We start from the raw sequence: 16,543 nt of genomic DNA, 5'->3' as shown, positions 1-16,543 counted from the left end.
TTACGATTACAGACTGAAGCCTACTTTAAAGCCAACCGGAATGGTCCACGGCATGACGTTCTGCAATTCGATGCCCTGACGGAACCGGCCACCATCGGCCTGGAAAGCCCGTTCGGGATCGATCCCGATTTTAGCCGCCGTCCACAGAATAATGTTCCGGCTATAGACCGAAATGTTGGCATTGCGCAGTCCGAACAGTTTCGGAATGTTGTAGCCCAGGGAGATTTCCCGCAGTTTGACAAACGAAGCGTCGAAGGTGATCTGCTGGTTAAAGCTCCAGGGATAGGTATCGGTGATCGGGTAAATGTTGGTGCCGGTGCCGCCCAGGTGTTCGGTATACGTGCCATCGGCATTCTGGATTACGCCCGGAATAAAACCGCCATCGTATTCAAGTACACCGTCGCCGTTGGAATCGAAGCCCATACCACCCGTCGCCTGCGTATGCCCTCCGACGCGCGGGAAGTTTCCGTTTTCCGGGATGATGTATTTTTCCGGATCCGACTTGAGCAGGTTCACCAGGTCCGTCGAAGACATCGTTCCACCCGGAATCAGGTTGTCAAGCTGCCGTTGTGACCGCCAGTCCGACTCGCCGTAGCGGTACGTATACGATTGGAAGTTCCCACCGCTCCGCCAGTCGAAGCTGGCATTCAGCGTAAAGCGTTTGTAGGAAAGCGATGCCTGCATCCCCATCATAAACCGGGGGTTGAAGTTGCCGACTTTCACCCGCTTATCCCGGTCATTGACGGCTGTCCATTCGCCGTTGCGGGTCAGGATTGGCCAGCGGTAATACGGCGAAGAGGCATCCTGCACCGTGGCAAAACCCCGGCTGTAGAGATTTCCGATTTCTTCACCCACGAAGGAGAAGGCACCCCCGTTGTTGTCGTCCCACAATTGGTAGAAATCGATACCCGGTGCCAGTTCCTTGATGGTCGTCCGGTTGCGGGTGAAGTTGACGTTCAGATCCAGGTTCCAGCCGTTGGTACTCTTGATGGGTGTTCCGCCCAACACGATTTCCCAGCCTTTGCTCACCAGGGCCCCGGCGTTAATCAGCTTGCTGCCAAAACCCGAGGAGGTGGGCGTCGTAACGGTCAGAATCTGGTTTTTGTTCTCGGCGTTGTAATACGTTCCGTCGAACCGCAGGCGGTTATTGAACAGATTCAATTCCACCCCGAATTCAGTCGAGGTTTGAATTTCCGGTTTCAGTTGCGGGTTCAGCAGAGTTCCCGACACATTGGTCGTAATCAGGCTTCCCCACGAACCGGTTCCCAACGCCGGAACTAGCCGGTAGGGGTCGGTGTCGTTCCCGACCTGTGCGATGTTGGCCCGGAATTTCAGCAATGAGATTTCCGATGGCAGGTTGAAGGTATAGTTGGCCAGCCAGCTCAGCGAAGCCGAGGGGTAGAAGTAGGAGCGGTTAGCGGCCGGCAACGTACTCGACCAGTCGTTCCGGGCCGTCAAATCCAGGTAAAGCTGGTCTTTGAACCCCAGCGATGCCGTTCCCAGCAAACTGTAAATAGCCTTCTCGTACGTGCTGTTGGAGAATTGCAGGGCGGTATTCGGAATATTGGAAATCCGGTACAGGTTCGGGATGGTCAGGATGGCTCCGCCCATGTAGGAATCGCGGTAATTTTGCTTCATGACGTTTCCACCGCCGGAGATGCTCCAGTCGAAATCGCTGATTTTCTTGCGGTAGGTCACCATGGCGTCGGCATTGGTTTCATACCGGGCAATGTCCTGCAGGTAATAGCCACCATTCCGGCCCCGGGAGTAGCTCCAGGGAATTTTGGTTTCCCGGTTTTCGGCAAACTGGTCGTGCGAAACCCGGGCGTAAGCCGACAGTTCGGGCGAAATGGTCCAGTCGAGTTTGATATTTCCGAAAACGCGATCCCGTACAAAGCCGTTGTTGAGGGCGTAGGCCAGAAAATACGGGTTATCGCCGTTGGAAGAAACCGACCGCTGTTGAATTCCTTCGCTTCCCGGCACCCAATAGTTGGTCAATTGACGAACATCGACGTGTGGATAGAGGTAAACAGCCTCGAGCGGGTTAGCACCCCGGTTGTTGGTGGAAGGGCGGTTATTTGATTTCGACCGAACGAAGTTGAGGTTCGTGCTCAGTTTGAAATTTTTGCTGATGTCGAACGCCACCGCCGTTGCCAGCGAATTCCGGAATAAGTCCGAGTTCGGAATCAGGCCCTTGTTCGTCATGTTATTGAACGAAATCCGGTAGGTTGTTTTGTCCCCTGAACCCGCCAGTGCAATGTTATTGGTTGACGTAATCCCGGTTTCCAGGAAGTTCTTCATGTTGTCCTTGTACGACACCAGTGGTGTAGCCACCTTGTTGCCATCGGCACCCACCGGGCTGTTCCACTGAACGGCGTTGATGCCGGCATCGAGCGCCGGGCCACCCCAGTAGGCCGAGCTTTCGTCCAGGCGGTTATTGCGGTCGCCGTTGCCGTATTTGTAGTGAAAATCCAGGTAGCGGTAGGGCCGTTCAAACACATTGCTGGTCGAGAAGGTGATGCCGACGCCTTTGCCTTTGGTGCCTTTTTTGGTCGTTACCAGAATAACCCCGTTCCCGGCGCGTGAGCCATACAGTGCGGCTGCGCTGGGGCCTTTCAGCACCGATATACTTTCGATATCTTCCGGGTTCAGGTCGGAGATGGCGTTCCCGTAGTCGACGTTGTTGCGGTCGCCCATGGAGCGGAGGTTGTTCAATCCGTTGGCCACCGGCACCCCGTCGATGACGAACAGCGGCTGGTTGTCGCCCGTCAGAGATTTGGCTCCCCGGATCACAACGCTGATGGAGGAACCCACCCCGCTGGTCTGGTTAATGGCAACCCCCGGCACCCGACCCGCCAGCGAGTTCATGGCATTTTCCTGCGTTACATTGGTAAGATCGTTTCCTTTCAATTCAGGAACAGCGTAGCCGAGGGACCGTTTTTCGCGTTTGATCCCGAGGGCCGTCACAACGGCTTCATTCAGTGTTACACCGCTTTCGGTCAGCGTCAGGTCAACCGAGCTGCGGCTTCCGACAGCAATTTCCTGGGTCTCAAAACCGATATACGAAAAAACCAGTACCGGATTTGAACCCGTTACATCGATGGTATACTGGCCGTTTCCGTCGGTGTTGGCACCGGTTTGCGAGCCTTTCAGCACCACGTTCACACCGGGCAGGGAAGCGCCGTCGACGCTGGACGTTACCCGGCCACTCACTTTGCGGCCCTGCTTGACCTCACTCGGCTCCGATGGCTGGCCGGAACGTTTCCGAATGACGATGTTTTTGTTTACTGCTTTGAATTCCAGTGCCGATTGTTGGGAAATGCTGGCCAGGATGCTTTGTAAATTGTTGCCATTCTCGATTTTGACACGCTTTTCGAGTTCAGTTTTCAAGTTGTCCTCATACAGAAATACATACCCGGTGATTTTGGTAATTTTACCGATGATTTTCTGGATCGATCCTTCCTCCCGGACCAGGGATATTTTAACGTTTTCCAGATCGATTTCCGGTCGATCTGCCCATGCTGCCGAGAAACACAACCCCGCCAACAGTGCTACTGTACACAAATGCCTTAGCATCCGTGGAATAATAGAGTTCGAGTTCATAGAAGTATTAATTAAGTAGGAATTATCTGTAGATAAAAATGAATTTAATTTTATCCTTTAGGTTGCACGTGACATCAAATTAAGAAGTGTTTTCGTTCATTTTCATCTTTTCTCTTTTTATGATATTGTTAATTTCGTATGGTCACCGTCTTTCCGTTTATTTCGTATTGTGCATCAATCGCATACGTGATTGATTCTAACATAGAATCAAGACTTTCGTTTAGATGAACACCTGTGAACGAGGTATTATAAAGTGACTTGTTTTCAATGATAATATCGACATCATACCACTTTTCAAGTGTTCGCTCCACGGATACCATGGGCGTATTGTTGAATTGCAGGGATCCGTTTACCCAATTGCTTTCCTGCACGGCATTGACGTCGGTAATCCGGAAGGATTCGGTCGATTTGGAATAGATTAATTTTTGATCTTTTATCAGAATAATGGGTGCCGATGATTCGCCATTCAGATTGACGCTAACCCGGCCGGACCGGACGGTTATTTCCACTTCATTTTCGTCGTCATAATTCTTCACGTTAAAAGAGGTTCCGAGTACTTTTATACGGAGATCACCCACCGAAATAACGAACGGTTTTGATTCGTCCCGTTCCACGTCAAAAAAAGCTTCTCCCTGCAAAGTAACCGTCCGGACGGCCTGACCGAAGGCATCCGGAAACCGCATTTTGGTGTCCGAATTGAGTTTCACCACACTGCCATCGCTCAGGCGTACACTTTTGCGTTTTCCGCGCGGTACGGTTTCTTCTTTGGTGGGCGTATTCGGTGCAAAAGCACCGGCTTTGGGGTGGTTTAAAGTAATGGGAAGGGGAGAATTGCCGGTGGTGTAAAAATAAAACAAGGTGCCCAGACTAAACAGGAGGGTGATGAAAGCGGCTATTCCCCGGTAATCGGTATAGAATGTTCGAACCGGCAGGGGGATCCCTTTTGACCGCGTGTGGGCGGCCTCATCATCCGGTTTTATAGTCGGGTCAGAGCTGGAAGGTGAGCGTTCCTCTTCGACCAGCTCATTGAAATAGTTTTCCAGAATCGGCGAATATTCCTGTAATGTCTCATCCTTTCCCAGCCCCTCCAGCAATTCATCCAATTCTTTCCCCGTCAGCGTGTTGCTGATGAGTTTGTTAATCAAATATTCGGCGCGGGACCGTACCATTCTATTGGTAGTTTGGTAAGTTGCCTATAATACTGTGCCGACTTGGTAAAAGACTATTGATCAGAGAAATATTTTTGACAATGCCGGTTCTAATCAATGGGGATATAAAAGCTGAAAGCCATTCGAACGGTGGGAGTCGAATGGCTTTCTGAACAGAAACCGGGAATAGGAGTAAGTCAAATTATAAAGCGGCCATGTCAACCTTTTCGCGAAGAAACTGCTTCGCTTTTACCAACTGGTTCTTGACGGTATTTTTTGAAATCATCAGCATTTCTGCAATTTCCTGGTAAGATTTACCTTCCTCGATGTTGAGGAATAAAATTTGCTTCCGTTTTTCAGACAACAGGTTTACCGCCGTATAGAGGAGCTGAAACTTCATTTCTTTATCTTCCAGTTCTTCGTCGCGGGCGGCTGTCATTTTTTCCATGTACTGCTGTTTGAGCTGGTTGTTCTTCTCCATCTTTTTCAGATGATCGAAGGCCATATTCCGCAAACAGGTAAACAGATACGAGGTAAAGTTAAGGGTAGGGTTAATTTGCGAGCGTCGATCCCAGATTTTGATAAAGACTTCGTGAATCATGTTTTCGGCTTCTTCTTCGTCCTTCAGAAGCGTGATGCAGAATTTGAGAGCCGGTGTCCGGTAGTACTTATATAACTCCGCAAAAGCAGCCTGATCGCCCTGGATCACTCTGCGGAGAATACGTTCATTTAGACAATCCATTGTCGTGGGTGATTAGGAAACGTTAAAAATTACGGGCGATTGGGTACTCGTTCTCTTCAATGGTGTGACCTGACCAGCTAACTGGCTGTTGTTAAGCTAAAATTGGTCATTTTTTTTGATAGATACGTCGCAAAATGCGTAAATCTATCCTCAATTTGCGCAAGACGGTTTTTAGGTGAATTTACTGGTTTTTTCGGGCTTTGTATTCCTTGTATTTGCGGTTGTATTCTTCCAGTTGCTCGGGTTTGAATCGCTTCTGGTACTCGGTCGGCAGGTCGAGTCGCTCGGGTTTGAGAGTGGGTGACCGATCGGTGAGCTGGTTCTTGCCTTTGGCATTTTTAGCCAGTTCAAACGAGTCGTAGAGTTCGCCCGTAACCGTAAACGACTGGTAGGCGAGCTTCCCGCCGTCGATGGAAACGATCTGGTACAACTGCGTATTGGAGGCCGCCCGGTCCATCCAGTCCTGCAACCCGATGTCGTACATCTTCGGCCCGCTAACCGACACCACATACACCGGCCCGTCGGGATATTTGCGACTTTTTCCCAGCGGCATGTTCAGGCCGCGCCCGTAGGTGTGGTCGTGCCCCTGTAACACCAGATCGACGCCGTATTTTTTATAAAGAGGCTCCATTTTGTCGCGCCATTCCTGGTTGTCGCGTCCGCTTTTGGTCGAATAAATCGGGTGGTGGTGCGTCACGACCGTCCAGCGGTTGGGGTTGTTGGTCAACACCTTCACAAGCCAGTCGGCCTGCTGGTTCAAAACCGTCGAGTCGAGCAAGGCTCCCTGCGAATCCAGCGAAACAAACCGGGTGCCCTGGTAGTCGACGTAATAAGCGGTTTCTTTCAGTTTTTCGGGGCCGTTTTCGGGCAGCACAAACGACGGCCGCCAGTGCCGCGACACCTTCCGCTGTTCGTCATCATCCTTGAAATATTCGTGATTGCCGGGTGTCGCCAGCGTCGGCACCATACCGTTGATCCAGCCACCGGCTTCGAACCACTCACCCCACTGCCAGTCGGCGTTGGAGGTTGTGATCAGATCCCCCGCGTGAATCATGAAAGCGGCTTTCGGCATCGTGGAATACGCCCCGCGAATGGCCCGCGACCAGAGCGAGCGGATGTCGTTTTGTGCATCACCAAAGTAGATAAACGAAAACGGAACCGGGCTGTCGCTGGCCGTCGTAAACTGAAACCATTCCGTCCAGTAGGTTCCGTTTCCCACGCGGTAATTGTATTTCGTGGCCGGTTTCAGGTTTTTGAAATGAACGGTATGATACAGCTTCGTGGTACCATCCAGCTTGACCGCCTGGGTCGTAGCGGGAACAGTGATGGCTTTCGCAGCCACTTCCGGGGATGGATCAGCTTCCGCAATCGCACCCACGGCATTGGTGATGGTCGAATCGGTTCGCCAGTTGACCGACTGCGAAGTGGCCGGATTGTCCTGCCATCCCAACGTCAGACGGTCCGGGTAAACCGATGGGAGATACGGTTTATGCTCCTGGGCATGGGTGGGTTGAAAAGAGAGAAAAAGGACCAGAAAAGAAGCAAAACGCAGCGTAAATGGCAGGTGAAATTTCATAAGGACTCATTTTTACCAATGGAAATACTGCCAAAGGTGCTAAAAGGACTATTACCGCTGTGTTAATCTTTTGGTTTTAGGAAAACCTGAAATTTGCGTCCCCGGCCCGATAGCCCGGAATTCCGATTGCGGAGTATACTACAGCAGAAACCGTTCCGGATCGTTCATGAGCCTAAAACGAAGTCTTTATACCCTCCCGCTGTACCTGCTGTTCGGCCTGTTCTGGTCGTGTGGATCGGGCGATCGGGTCGTGGAAGAAGGGGCCGTTTACCAGGATTCGGCTTTCTGGCAGGAATACCACGAAGCGTATCCGATCGGCACCCGACCGGAAGAAAATGAGGTGCGCAGCGTGGCTGTTGATCGGGAATCTACGGTTTGGGTTGCTACGGCCGCCGGTATTTTTAGCAAACAAGCCGATCAAAACACGTGGACCCCGGTGATGACGGAAGCCGACCAGGGCCCGGCTTTTGCCGTCGAAGTGGCTGGCGATTCGGCGGTCTGGCTCGGGACCTGGAATGGGGTGTATCGGTTTAAAGACCGGAAACTGGAGCGGATGAACGGGCCGGTCGCACCCATTTCGGCGCTTTGTGCCGCCAGCGAAGGCGTTTATGCACTCGGCCCCCACGGCGTCTGGCTTCATACGGCTGCGGGTTGGCAACCAAAAAAATACCCGATAGCCCGCTCGATTCGGGATGTGATCTCGGATCGGAAGGGCGGTATCTGGGTGGCCACCGATGTGGGGTTGTACCACAGCCAGGCCGACTCGACGGTGCATCTTTACAAAACCGATCACCTGATGAGTGCCTACATCAAGGGAATTGCCTTCGATTCGGCGCAAAACGTATGGGCGGGCGGACTGGGGGGGGTGACCATTCTGAACCAGCATCAAAACGTGAAAACGTTGCGGCAGCAGGAAGGCATTCCGTCCAATTTTGTCACCTGCGTCAAACAATCGCCCGACCGGTCGATGTGGGTGGGAACGGAGGTGGGGGTCGTGCGGTATCAGCCCGATGGCCGTCATTCGCTGCGGTTCAGCCGACGCTGGCTGCTCGATGATCACGTCAACGACCTGGCGTTCGATGCCGCCGGAAACGCCTGGATTGCCACGGCGAAAGGCGTAAGCGCGATCAAAAAACGGAAGATGAATCTGGCGCAGAAAAACGATTATTTCTACGATGTCCTGATGAAACGCCACATCCGCGAACCGTGGATTGCGGGGCAGTGTAAGCTGCTGACACCCGGCGACACCACGAGTTGGGCACCCGATGATGACGACAACGACGGCGAATATACCGGCAATTACCTGGCGATGGAATGCTTCCGGTATGCCACCACCCAAAGTTTGGATGCGAAGGCGAAAGCCACCAAAGCCTTCCGTTTTTTGAAACTGTTGCAGGAAGTAACGGACACCGACGGTTTTTTTGCCCGAACCATTGTGCCGGTTAACTGGACAAGCGTTCACGACGGAAACCGCACCTTCACAGCACGGGAACGGGCCGACGAACTGGTGAAGGAACCGCGTTTCAAACCCGTCGAAACCCGATGGCGGAAATCGAAAGATGGAAAGTGGCTCTGGAAAGGCGACACGAGCAGCGATGAACTGTGCGGCCACATGATTGGCTACTACCTGTATTATGAACTGGTGGCGGATGAGGCCGAAAAAACCGTCGTCCGCCAGCACATCGCCCGGATTGTGGACTATCTGATCAAACACAACTACAATCTGGTCGATGTCGATGGCAAGCCGACGCGCTGGGCGGTTTGGTCGCCGGAGCAACTGAATCACGACCCCGAGTGGACACCCGACCGCAGCCAGAATTCGATGGAAATGCTGTCGTTTCTGAAGCTGGCGCACCACGTGACGGGTCAGGCGAAATACGAAACCGAATACCGGCGGCTCATCGATCAGGAGCATTACCTCGACAACATGGCGCAGATTGCGCAGCAGAATCCGGCCTGGTTCATCTATTTCGACGTCATGTTGCAGGCGTATGTCTATCCGATTCTGATCCAATGCGAGAAAGATCCCAAACTGCGGGAATTCTACGAAAAACACATGGATGCGTGGATGGAACGGCGTCGGAATGACCGCAATCCGCTCGTCAATTTCTTTTATTGCTATGCACGAAATACAAAAACCGAGCTGGCGGCATCCGTGGTTTTTCTGGTCGATACACCCCTGGATCTGGTCAACTGGCCATTCGATCACACGAAGCGGGAAGACGTTCGGATTTCGCGACACCCGGTTCTGGATGAATTGCAGATCAATGAGTTGCCGCCCGCCAGCATCCGAACCGTCGTTCGCTGGGACAAAAACCCGTGGTCAGCCATCAACGGCGACCCCGCCATCGAACGCGAACCGGTTTTCTGGTTGCTGCCGTATTGGATGGGGCGGTATTTGAAAATGATTGAATGAGAGGGTTGTTTCGCGGAGTTGAGCGGAGGAAAAGAGAGTTGCGCAGAGAAAAGAAGTTTCAGAAAAACTCTGCTTAACTCCCTTTTCCTCCGCTCAACTCCGCGAAACAGTAAATTTTAACGATATGAACAAATTACTAACAAGCATCCTTATTCTGGTAACTAGTTCCTACGGGGTCGCGCAGCCGAAAACCACCTACGCCGAGCAGCTCGGCTACCCGAAGGGCAAGAAAATTGTCATCTTCCACGTCGATGATGCGGGTATGTTTCTGTCGGCCAATCAGGGAACCATCAAGTCCATCGAGCAGGGCGTGGCAACCTCGACGAGCATCATGATGCCGTGTGCGTGGTCGGCCAGCTTTATCAAATACGTGCTGAAAAACCCGACGGTCGATGCCGGTATTCACCTGACGCTCACCTCCGAATGGAAAGATTACCGCTGGTCGCCCTTGGCGGGCATCAAGCAGGTGCCGAGCCTGACCGATTCGGAAGGGGCCTTGTGGCCGGAAGTCGCCGACGTGGTGAAGCACGCCAAACCCGACGAGCTGGAACTGGAAATGCGGGCGCAGATCGACCGGGCCATTACCATGGGCCTGAAACCGACGCACCTCGATTCGCACATGGGGACGCTGTTTGCCACCCCGGCTTTCCTGGAAAAATACATCAAAGTGGGCGTCGATTACGGCCTTCCGATCATGTTTCCCGGTGGCAACAACACGCTGCTGGTCGACAGCGAAATTCAGCCGGTGATCGACAAACTCAAAGCGGAAGGCAAATACCGGGAAGGCATGAATCTGCCCATTCCGGAGTCGCTCAAACAGGCCCCGGCCATCGGCGATAAAATCTGGAAAGCGGGGTTGCCCGTCCTCGATGACCTCTATGCCGATACCGGACAGTGGAAACCGAAAGACGTGAAAGACCCGAGTCCGGAAGTCTGGGGGAAATACAAAACGAAGCGGTTTAAGGAAATCCTGACGAAAATGAAACCGGGCGTCGCCATGATCATCATTCACAGCAACGACCTGAACGAAACCTTCAAATACATCAGCGGTTCCGGCGGTTCGCGGTATGCCGACATGCTGTCGATGATGGACCCCGAACTGAAAGCGTTTGTCGAATCCGAAGGCATCGTGCTGACGACCTGGCGCGAACTCATGCAACGCAGGAAAGCGATCAAATAAAACCATGAAGAAACTTCGTGCGGTTTTTTTGGCTTTTGTGCTGGTAACAAACGGGTTGCTGGCCCAGTCGCCCGTATCCGTTGTTCGGGAAGAACTGATTTTTCCGTATCAGAACGAGCACGTTCACGGTAGTAGCCTGGTGGTCCTGCCCAACGGCGATTTTCTGGCTACCTGGTTTCAGGGCAGTGGAGAACGCACGGCGGATGATGTGCGGATCATGGGCGCGCGTCTGACAAAAGGACAGAAAATCTGGAGCGAACCGTTTCTGATGGCCGACACCCCCGGTTTGCCGGACTGTAATCCCGTGCTGTTCCTGAACCGGCAGAATACCCTTTTTCTGGTCTGGATTGCCGTTCAGGCCAACCGCTGGGAGCATTCGATTCTGCGGTTTAAAACCGCGATTGATTACGCCAAACCCGGTGCGCCGGTCTGGAACTGGCAGGATAACATGCTGCTCAAACCCGATGAGCGGTTTGAAAAGGAAGTGGCCGCAAAATTCAAAAAGCTGCCCGAAAATACCGCCGGATGGGCCGAATATGCGCCAAAATACGACGATATGATTATTGAAGCCAGCCGCGATTTGCGCAAACGCAGTACCGGCTGGATGACGCGCATCAAACCGCTGCTGCTGCCAACGGGCCGGATTCTGCTGCCGCTGTATTCCGACGGGCTGAATCTGTCGATGGTTGCCATCTCCGACGACGACGGAACCACCTGGCGCCCCAGTCTGCCGATTGTGGGGCGCGGACCGATTCAACCGGCGCTGGCGCAACGGCGCGACGGAAGCATTGTGGCGTATATGCGCGATAGTGGTGATCAGCCCAGCCGGGTTCACATCAGCGAATCGACCGACCAGGGAGAAAGCTGGACGGCCACCGTGAAGTCTGATATTGCCAACACCGCCAGTGTCGAACTGCTTCGGCTTCGGGATGGAAAATGGGCGTTTTTCGGGAATGACATCGACGACGGACGCCACCGGCTGAGCCTTTTTTTGTCGGACGATGAGGGCAAAACCTGGAAATGGAAGACCCGGATCGAAGACAAACAACCCGGCCAGGGCGGTTTTTCTTACCCGTCGATGATTCAGACGCCGGACGGACTGATTCACCTGACGTATTCCTATCATCTTGAAAAAGGCCGGAAATCAATCAAATATGTAGTTGTCATTCCCACCGCTGGCAGGGTCTCCGACCGCTGAGGGGGTGGGCAAAATCCCCACTTTTTATGCGAACACCACTTTACAGTTTTCTTTTTGTCATTTTCTCCAGCGTTGGTTACGCACAGACGCAGCCGGTTTACCAGGATAAACCTTACTGGCAGGATTACAGCATTAAATTTTACGCGGACAAACCCAATGGCGACTTGTTGGAAGCACAAGCCGACCGCAACGGTGCCATTCAGATTCTGACTTCCAAAGGCGATTTGCTGCACCCGCACGACGGCCAGTTTCTCTATCCCGGCACCCTGCAACCCGATAACACCTTCCGGTTTATGAAGGACAAAAAGCTCACGGCTTTGGGAAGCTACCAGCAGCAATTCGTTTACCTCAGCGATCAGGTGGTGTTTGCCAATGCCTGGGCGGGAAAGTTGTTTTCCGCACACGGTCTCCCGAATGCCAAATTCTTTCAGGGAGGGCCGGATTTTACGTTTCTGGTATCCGACGGCACTTCCCTGAATTTGCTGAAGGATTCAAAAAGCCTTTGGAAAGGCAGTTTGCCGGGTGATGAAACCGTGGCGATTCGCTACCAGCCCGGCGCAAATCAGTTTTGGGTTCTGGGTAAAAAATCGTTGTATACCCTGTCGGTTTCGGGGACAAAACTGACGAAAGTGCTGGATGGAGCCGGTTTCACGGCTTTGGATGTGACCAATCAGGGCAAAAAAGTCATTGTCGGAACGAACGACGGATACCTGGAATTCGATGTGGCCACGAAAAAGCAGGTGGGAACTGTTCGCCGGAAACTGCCGTGGACCGAAATCACCGCCGTGGCGGAAGTGGACGGGAAACTGTGGTTCGGTTCGACCAAAGGCGCGTTTGCCCTGCGCGCGGACGGCAAGTTCGATTACTACAACGGTGAACGCTGGCTACCGGGCGATGAGGTCACGCACATTTCGAAAGGCCCCAAAAACTCAGTGTTGATTCTGACCAAAGCCGGTTTGGGGCAAATCTGTTTCAAGCAGATGACGCTTTATGACAAGGCCGTCTTTTTTGATAATCAGGTTCGGAGTCGGCACATTCGGGTGGGGTTCAACTCGACGCTGGACCGGATGGAAAAAGGCAATCTGGCAACGGGGTATCTGGACGATTCCGACAACGACGGTTTGTGGACTGCCATGTATCTGGGCGGGGAGATTTTCCGCTATGCCGCTACCAAAGATCCGGAAGCGTTGCAAAATTGCCGGGAGTCGCTCGATGCCATGGAGCGGCTTTACACCATCACGCCGGTGCCGGGTTTTCCGGCCCGATCGTTCGAACGCAGTGGGCATATGAAGGAACTCTCCGATTCGGAGCGTTGGCAACACGCCAGTGATAAGGAGTGGGACTGGAAATCGACCACGAGCAGTGACGAGGTGATTGGTCACATTTTCGCCTTTGGCGCAATGGCCGAACTGATTCCCGACAAAAACCTGAAAAGCCGGGCCATCACGCTCATCGACACGCTGATGAGTCACATCATCAGCCATGACATGTACCTCATCGATTTCGACGGAAAACCGACGATGTGGGGCAAATGGAATCCGGCCTACGTCAATTCGTTCCCGACCAATGTGGGCGACCGGAAGCTGAATTCGTCGAACATTACGGCGATGCTGCAAACCGCTTACCACTTCACGAAAAAGGAAAAGTACAAAAAGAAGCTCCTGGATTTGATGCAGAAACACGGCTATCTGACCAACCAGATGCGGTCGATGAACGAGATCGGAAAAGCCCCTGCGGATGCGGACGAACACGCCAAACACATGTCGGATGGCTGGAATCACTCGGACGACGAGATGTATTTCGTTGGCTACTGGGGACTGTATCGGTATGCGCTGAACGACACGTTGAAGGCTAAATACAAGCAGCAGATCATTGACCACTGGCAGGCGGAACGGCCCGAAAAGGAGGGTGCCTGGAACATCTTCACGGCCCTGACCGGCACGAAGGAATTTGACCTGAACGAAGCCGCCTGGTATTTGCGCGAACACCCGCTTGACCTCATCGACTGGTCGATTCAGAACAGCCACCGCAAAGACATCGAACTGCTGCCGGAAAACTTCCGCAGACAAACGACGAAGGAAGTGCTGCCCCCCGACGAGCGGCCCATCCAACGGCACAACGGCAACATGTTCAATCTGGATCGCAAAGGCCGGAGTGGCGGCTCGGAAAATAGCGCGGGTGATATCTGGCTGCTGCCCTACTGGATGGGGCGGTATCTGGGGGTGATTTCTGCGCCGGTGAAATAGAAAAGAAAGAATTATTTCGCAGAGTTAAGCAGAGAAAAGGGGAGTTACACAGAGAAAAAAACTCTGATAAACTCTGATTTTCTCCGCTCAACTCTGCGAAATAACTTTTTAACCCTCACGCAAGATTTATGAAAGGTTTTTACGCCTTACTTCTTTTAGTTGTCTTTACTGCGAATGCACAACAGGCAGTATATCAGGATATTGTCTACGATCAGGACTACAGCGTCAAGCACTATCTGAAAGACACGACGCTCGCACTCTCCCGGGTTTTCGCGGATCGAAACGGCGTCATTCAGGTGCTCTCGGCCCAAGGATTGCTGCAACCCAACGGCGGTCAATTTCAATATCCGGGAACGCTGGAACCGGTTCGGGCTTACCGGCCGATGGCCGATAAAAAGCTGGCCGGTCTGGCCATCGTTCAGAAGCAATTCGTATACCTCGACGATCAAACCGTTCTGAGCAATGCCTGGGCCGGGAAGCTATTGGCGCGGCACGGTTTGCCGAAGGCCCGGATTTTCTGTCCGGGTGCCGACCGGTTTTCGTTTCTGGTTTCGGATGGCACCACACTGAGAATGCTTCAGGATTCGGCGGTGATCTGGACGGGAAAACTGGCAGCGGATCAGGTGAAAGACATCCGGTTCGAAGCGGCTCAAAACCGCTTCTGGATTCTTGGTGAACAGTCCGTGAGTGCGTTTTCGCTAGCGGACAAATCCCTGAAAACCGTGTTCCGCCAACCCGGACTAACCTGTTTTGAACTGGTTAAAACTCAGCTTTACCTGGGAACGCCCGACGGCTACCTGGTTTTTGATCCGGCCCTGAATAAACCCGTTGGCCCGATGCAGAAGAAACTTCCGGTGACGGATCTGACCACGATTTCGTATGCGCACGGCAACCTCTGGTTTGGCTCCAAACTCGGTGCCTTTATGCTGCGACCAGATGGGAAATTTAATTATTACTACGGCGAACGCTGGGTGCCGGGAAATCGGATTATTCATATTTCAGAAGGCCCGGAAAATAGTGTGCTGCTCTTGACGAACAAAGGGCTGGGCGAGATCCGGTTCAAGCCGATGACGCTGTACGACAAATCGCTCGTATACGAAAAACAGGTGCGGCAACGACACATCCGCTACGGTTTCAACTGCGACGTTTCGACGCTCAAAAACGGTGATTTGTCTACCTTCGAAATGGGCCAGCGCGACAGTGACAATCTGTGGACGGCCATGTATCTGGTCAGCCAGTTGTATCGCCATAAAGTAACCGGCGACCCCGAGGCTCAGCAAAATTGGATGGAGTCATTCGACGCGATGGAGCGGCTTTTTACGATCACCGGCATGAAGGGTTACTTCGCGCGGGGCTTCGAGCGGAAAGGGTATTTCAAGTTCAAACCGGAACAATGGGACGGCGGTTTAACCAACGGCTGGACCCACGCCAAAGACGGTAACTGGGACTGGCGTGGCACGACCAGCAGCGATCAGACCGTCGGGCAATTTTTCGCCCTCACCCAGATTGCCGAGTTAACGGACGGCGCTACCCGCAAACGGGCCATCGACCTGATCGATAAACTGATGACAAACATCATCAACAATAATTGGTATCTGATTGATTTTGACGGCAAACCGACGCTTTGGGGAAAATGGCATCCGGATTATGTGAACGGTTTTCCGACGATGGTGGGCGACCGAAAAATTAACTCGTCGAACATCATTGCGTTTTTACAGGCAGCTTATCACTTCACCCAAAAGCCGATTTATAAGGAGAAGGCGTATGAGTTGATGCAGAAACATGGTTACCTCGAAAACCTGCTGCGGCCCATGGGTGAAATCGGAAAAACTCCGCCCAACGCCAGCGACTGGGCCAAAATGCTCTCCAAAGAGTGGAACCACTCCGACGACGAAATGTATTTTCTGGCGTACGGGAGCCTGTACCGCTACGCATTTGACACCACACTGAAAACCCGGTTCGGGGCCACGATCAAAGAGCATTGGGAATTTGAACGGCCCGAGAAAAACAGCCTCTGGAACTTTATTTATGCCGGGACAGGTGCCAAAGCCTTCGATCTGGAGGAAAGCATCTGGCATTTGCAGGAGTTTCCGTTGGACATGATCGAGTGGAGCGTCGTAAACAGCCACCGAAAAGACCTCGAATTTGTGCCGGAAAATTTCCGCGAACAAACCACCACCTCCGTTCTGCCACCCGACGAGCGCCCGGAACTCAAACACAACCGCAACCTCTTTAAACTCGACCGGCCCGGCGGCAACGGCATGAGCGAACTCAGCGCCGGCGATTCGTTCCTGCTGCCGTACTGGATGGGGCGTTATCTGGGCGTCATCTCCGCACCGGTAAAATGAGTTGTGTCGCGGAGTTGAGCGGAGGAAGGGGGAGTTAAGCAGAGTTATTTTTACTTTCTTTTACTCTGCTTAACTCCCCTTTCCTC

9 protein-coding genes are annotated in these 16,543 nt (G+C 52.8%); 5 read left to right on the top strand and 4 right to left on the bottom strand.

The window, feature by feature from the left end; all coding sequences use genetic code 11:
• Positions 1-6: 6 nt before the first annotated feature.
• The 4 genes from F0P93_RS25385 to F0P93_RS25370 all read right to left on the bottom strand — a co-directional run bounded on the left by F0P93_RS25385 (position 7) and on the right by F0P93_RS25370 (position 7,069).
• Positions 7-3,603 carry a SusC/RagA family TonB-linked outer membrane protein gene (locus F0P93_RS25385; RefSeq protein WP_150880525.1) on the bottom strand — a complete coding sequence of 1,199 codons (3,597 nt, stop codon included), beginning with the start codon at positions 3,601-3,603 and terminating at the stop codon, positions 7-9.
• A 128-nt stretch (positions 3,604-3,731) separates the two neighbouring features.
• Entirely contained in the window at positions 3,732-4,772 is a 1,041-nt protein-coding gene (locus F0P93_RS25380; RefSeq protein ID WP_150880524.1) for a FecR family protein, read from the bottom strand.
• 181 nt (positions 4,773-4,953) lie between these two features.
• Positions 4,954-5,493, bottom strand: coding sequence for an RNA polymerase sigma factor (locus F0P93_RS25375; protein WP_150880523.1), 540 nt, complete (start codon positions 5,491-5,493; stop codon positions 4,954-4,956).
• A gap of 181 nt (positions 5,494-5,674) precedes the next feature.
• A complete protein-coding gene (locus F0P93_RS25370; RefSeq protein WP_150880522.1) occupies positions 5,675-7,069 on the bottom strand; it encodes a purple acid phosphatase family protein in 1,395 nt (464 codons plus the stop codon).
• Positions 7,070-7,235: 166 nt separating this feature from the next.
• Between F0P93_RS25370 and F0P93_RS25365 the strand changes: the two genes are divergently transcribed.
• The 5 genes from F0P93_RS25365 to F0P93_RS25345 all read left to right on the top strand — a co-directional run bounded on the left by F0P93_RS25365 (position 7,236) and on the right by F0P93_RS25345 (position 16,457).
• Positions 7,236-9,485 carry a ligand-binding sensor domain-containing protein gene (locus tag F0P93_RS25365; protein ID WP_150880521.1) on the top strand — a complete coding sequence of 750 codons (2,250 nt, stop codon included), beginning with the start codon at positions 7,236-7,238 and terminating at the stop codon, positions 9,483-9,485.
• 124 nt (positions 9,486-9,609) lie between these two features.
• Positions 9,610-10,665 carry a polysaccharide deacetylase family protein gene (locus F0P93_RS25360; RefSeq protein ID WP_150880520.1) on the top strand — a complete coding sequence of 352 codons (1,056 nt, stop codon included), beginning with the start codon at positions 9,610-9,612 and terminating at the stop codon, positions 10,663-10,665.
• A 4-nt stretch (positions 10,666-10,669) separates the two neighbouring features.
• Positions 10,670-11,863 carry a sialidase family protein gene (locus F0P93_RS25355; protein WP_150880519.1) on the top strand — a complete coding sequence of 398 codons (1,194 nt, stop codon included), beginning with the start codon at positions 10,670-10,672 and terminating at the stop codon, positions 11,861-11,863.
• 26 nt (positions 11,864-11,889) lie between these two features.
• Positions 11,890-14,109: a hypothetical protein gene (locus tag F0P93_RS25350; RefSeq protein WP_150880518.1), complete on the top strand. Its 2,220-nt coding sequence runs from the start codon at positions 11,890-11,892 to the stop codon at positions 14,107-14,109.
• A 128-nt stretch (positions 14,110-14,237) separates the two neighbouring features.
• Positions 14,238-16,457, top strand: a complete 2,220-nt coding sequence (locus F0P93_RS25345) for a ligand-binding sensor domain-containing protein (protein WP_150880517.1) — start codon at positions 14,238-14,240, stop codon at positions 16,455-16,457.
• The last annotated feature ends 86 nt before the right edge of the window (positions 16,458-16,543 follow it).

The organism is Larkinella humicola (genome assembly GCF_008727875.1).
Lineage (GTDB): Bacteria > Bacteroidota > Bacteroidia > Cytophagales > Spirosomataceae > Larkinella > Larkinella humicola.
Note: the sequence above shows the minus strand (reverse complement) of the source record. Positions and strands in the feature narration are given on the sequence as shown.

Bases quoted from the DNA above. Each gene is read 5' to 3' on its own strand.
- F0P93_RS25385 (WP_150880525.1), bottom strand. From the start codon at position 3,603: ATGAACTCGAACTCTATTATTCCACGGATGCTAAGGCATTTGTGTACA.
- F0P93_RS25380 (WP_150880524.1), bottom strand. From the start codon at position 4,772: ATGGTACGGTCCCGCGCCGAATATTTGATTAACAAACTCATCAGCAAC.
- F0P93_RS25375 (WP_150880523.1), bottom strand. From the start codon at position 5,493: ATGGATTGTCTAAATGAACGTATTCTCCGCAGAGTGATCCAGGGCGAT.
- F0P93_RS25370 (WP_150880522.1), bottom strand. From the start codon at position 7,069: ATGAAATTTCACCTGCCATTTACGCTGCGTTTTGCTTCTTTTCTGGTC.
- F0P93_RS25365 (WP_150880521.1), top strand. From the start codon at position 7,236: ATGAGCCTAAAACGAAGTCTTTATACCCTCCCGCTGTACCTGCTGTTC.
- F0P93_RS25360 (WP_150880520.1), top strand. From the start codon at position 9,610: ATGAACAAATTACTAACAAGCATCCTTATTCTGGTAACTAGTTCCTAC.
- F0P93_RS25355 (WP_150880519.1), top strand. From the start codon at position 10,670: ATGAAGAAACTTCGTGCGGTTTTTTTGGCTTTTGTGCTGGTAACAAAC.
- F0P93_RS25350 (WP_150880518.1), top strand. From the start codon at position 11,890: ATGCGAACACCACTTTACAGTTTTCTTTTTGTCATTTTCTCCAGCGTT.
- F0P93_RS25345 (WP_150880517.1), top strand. From the start codon at position 14,238: ATGAAAGGTTTTTACGCCTTACTTCTTTTAGTTGTCTTTACTGCGAAT.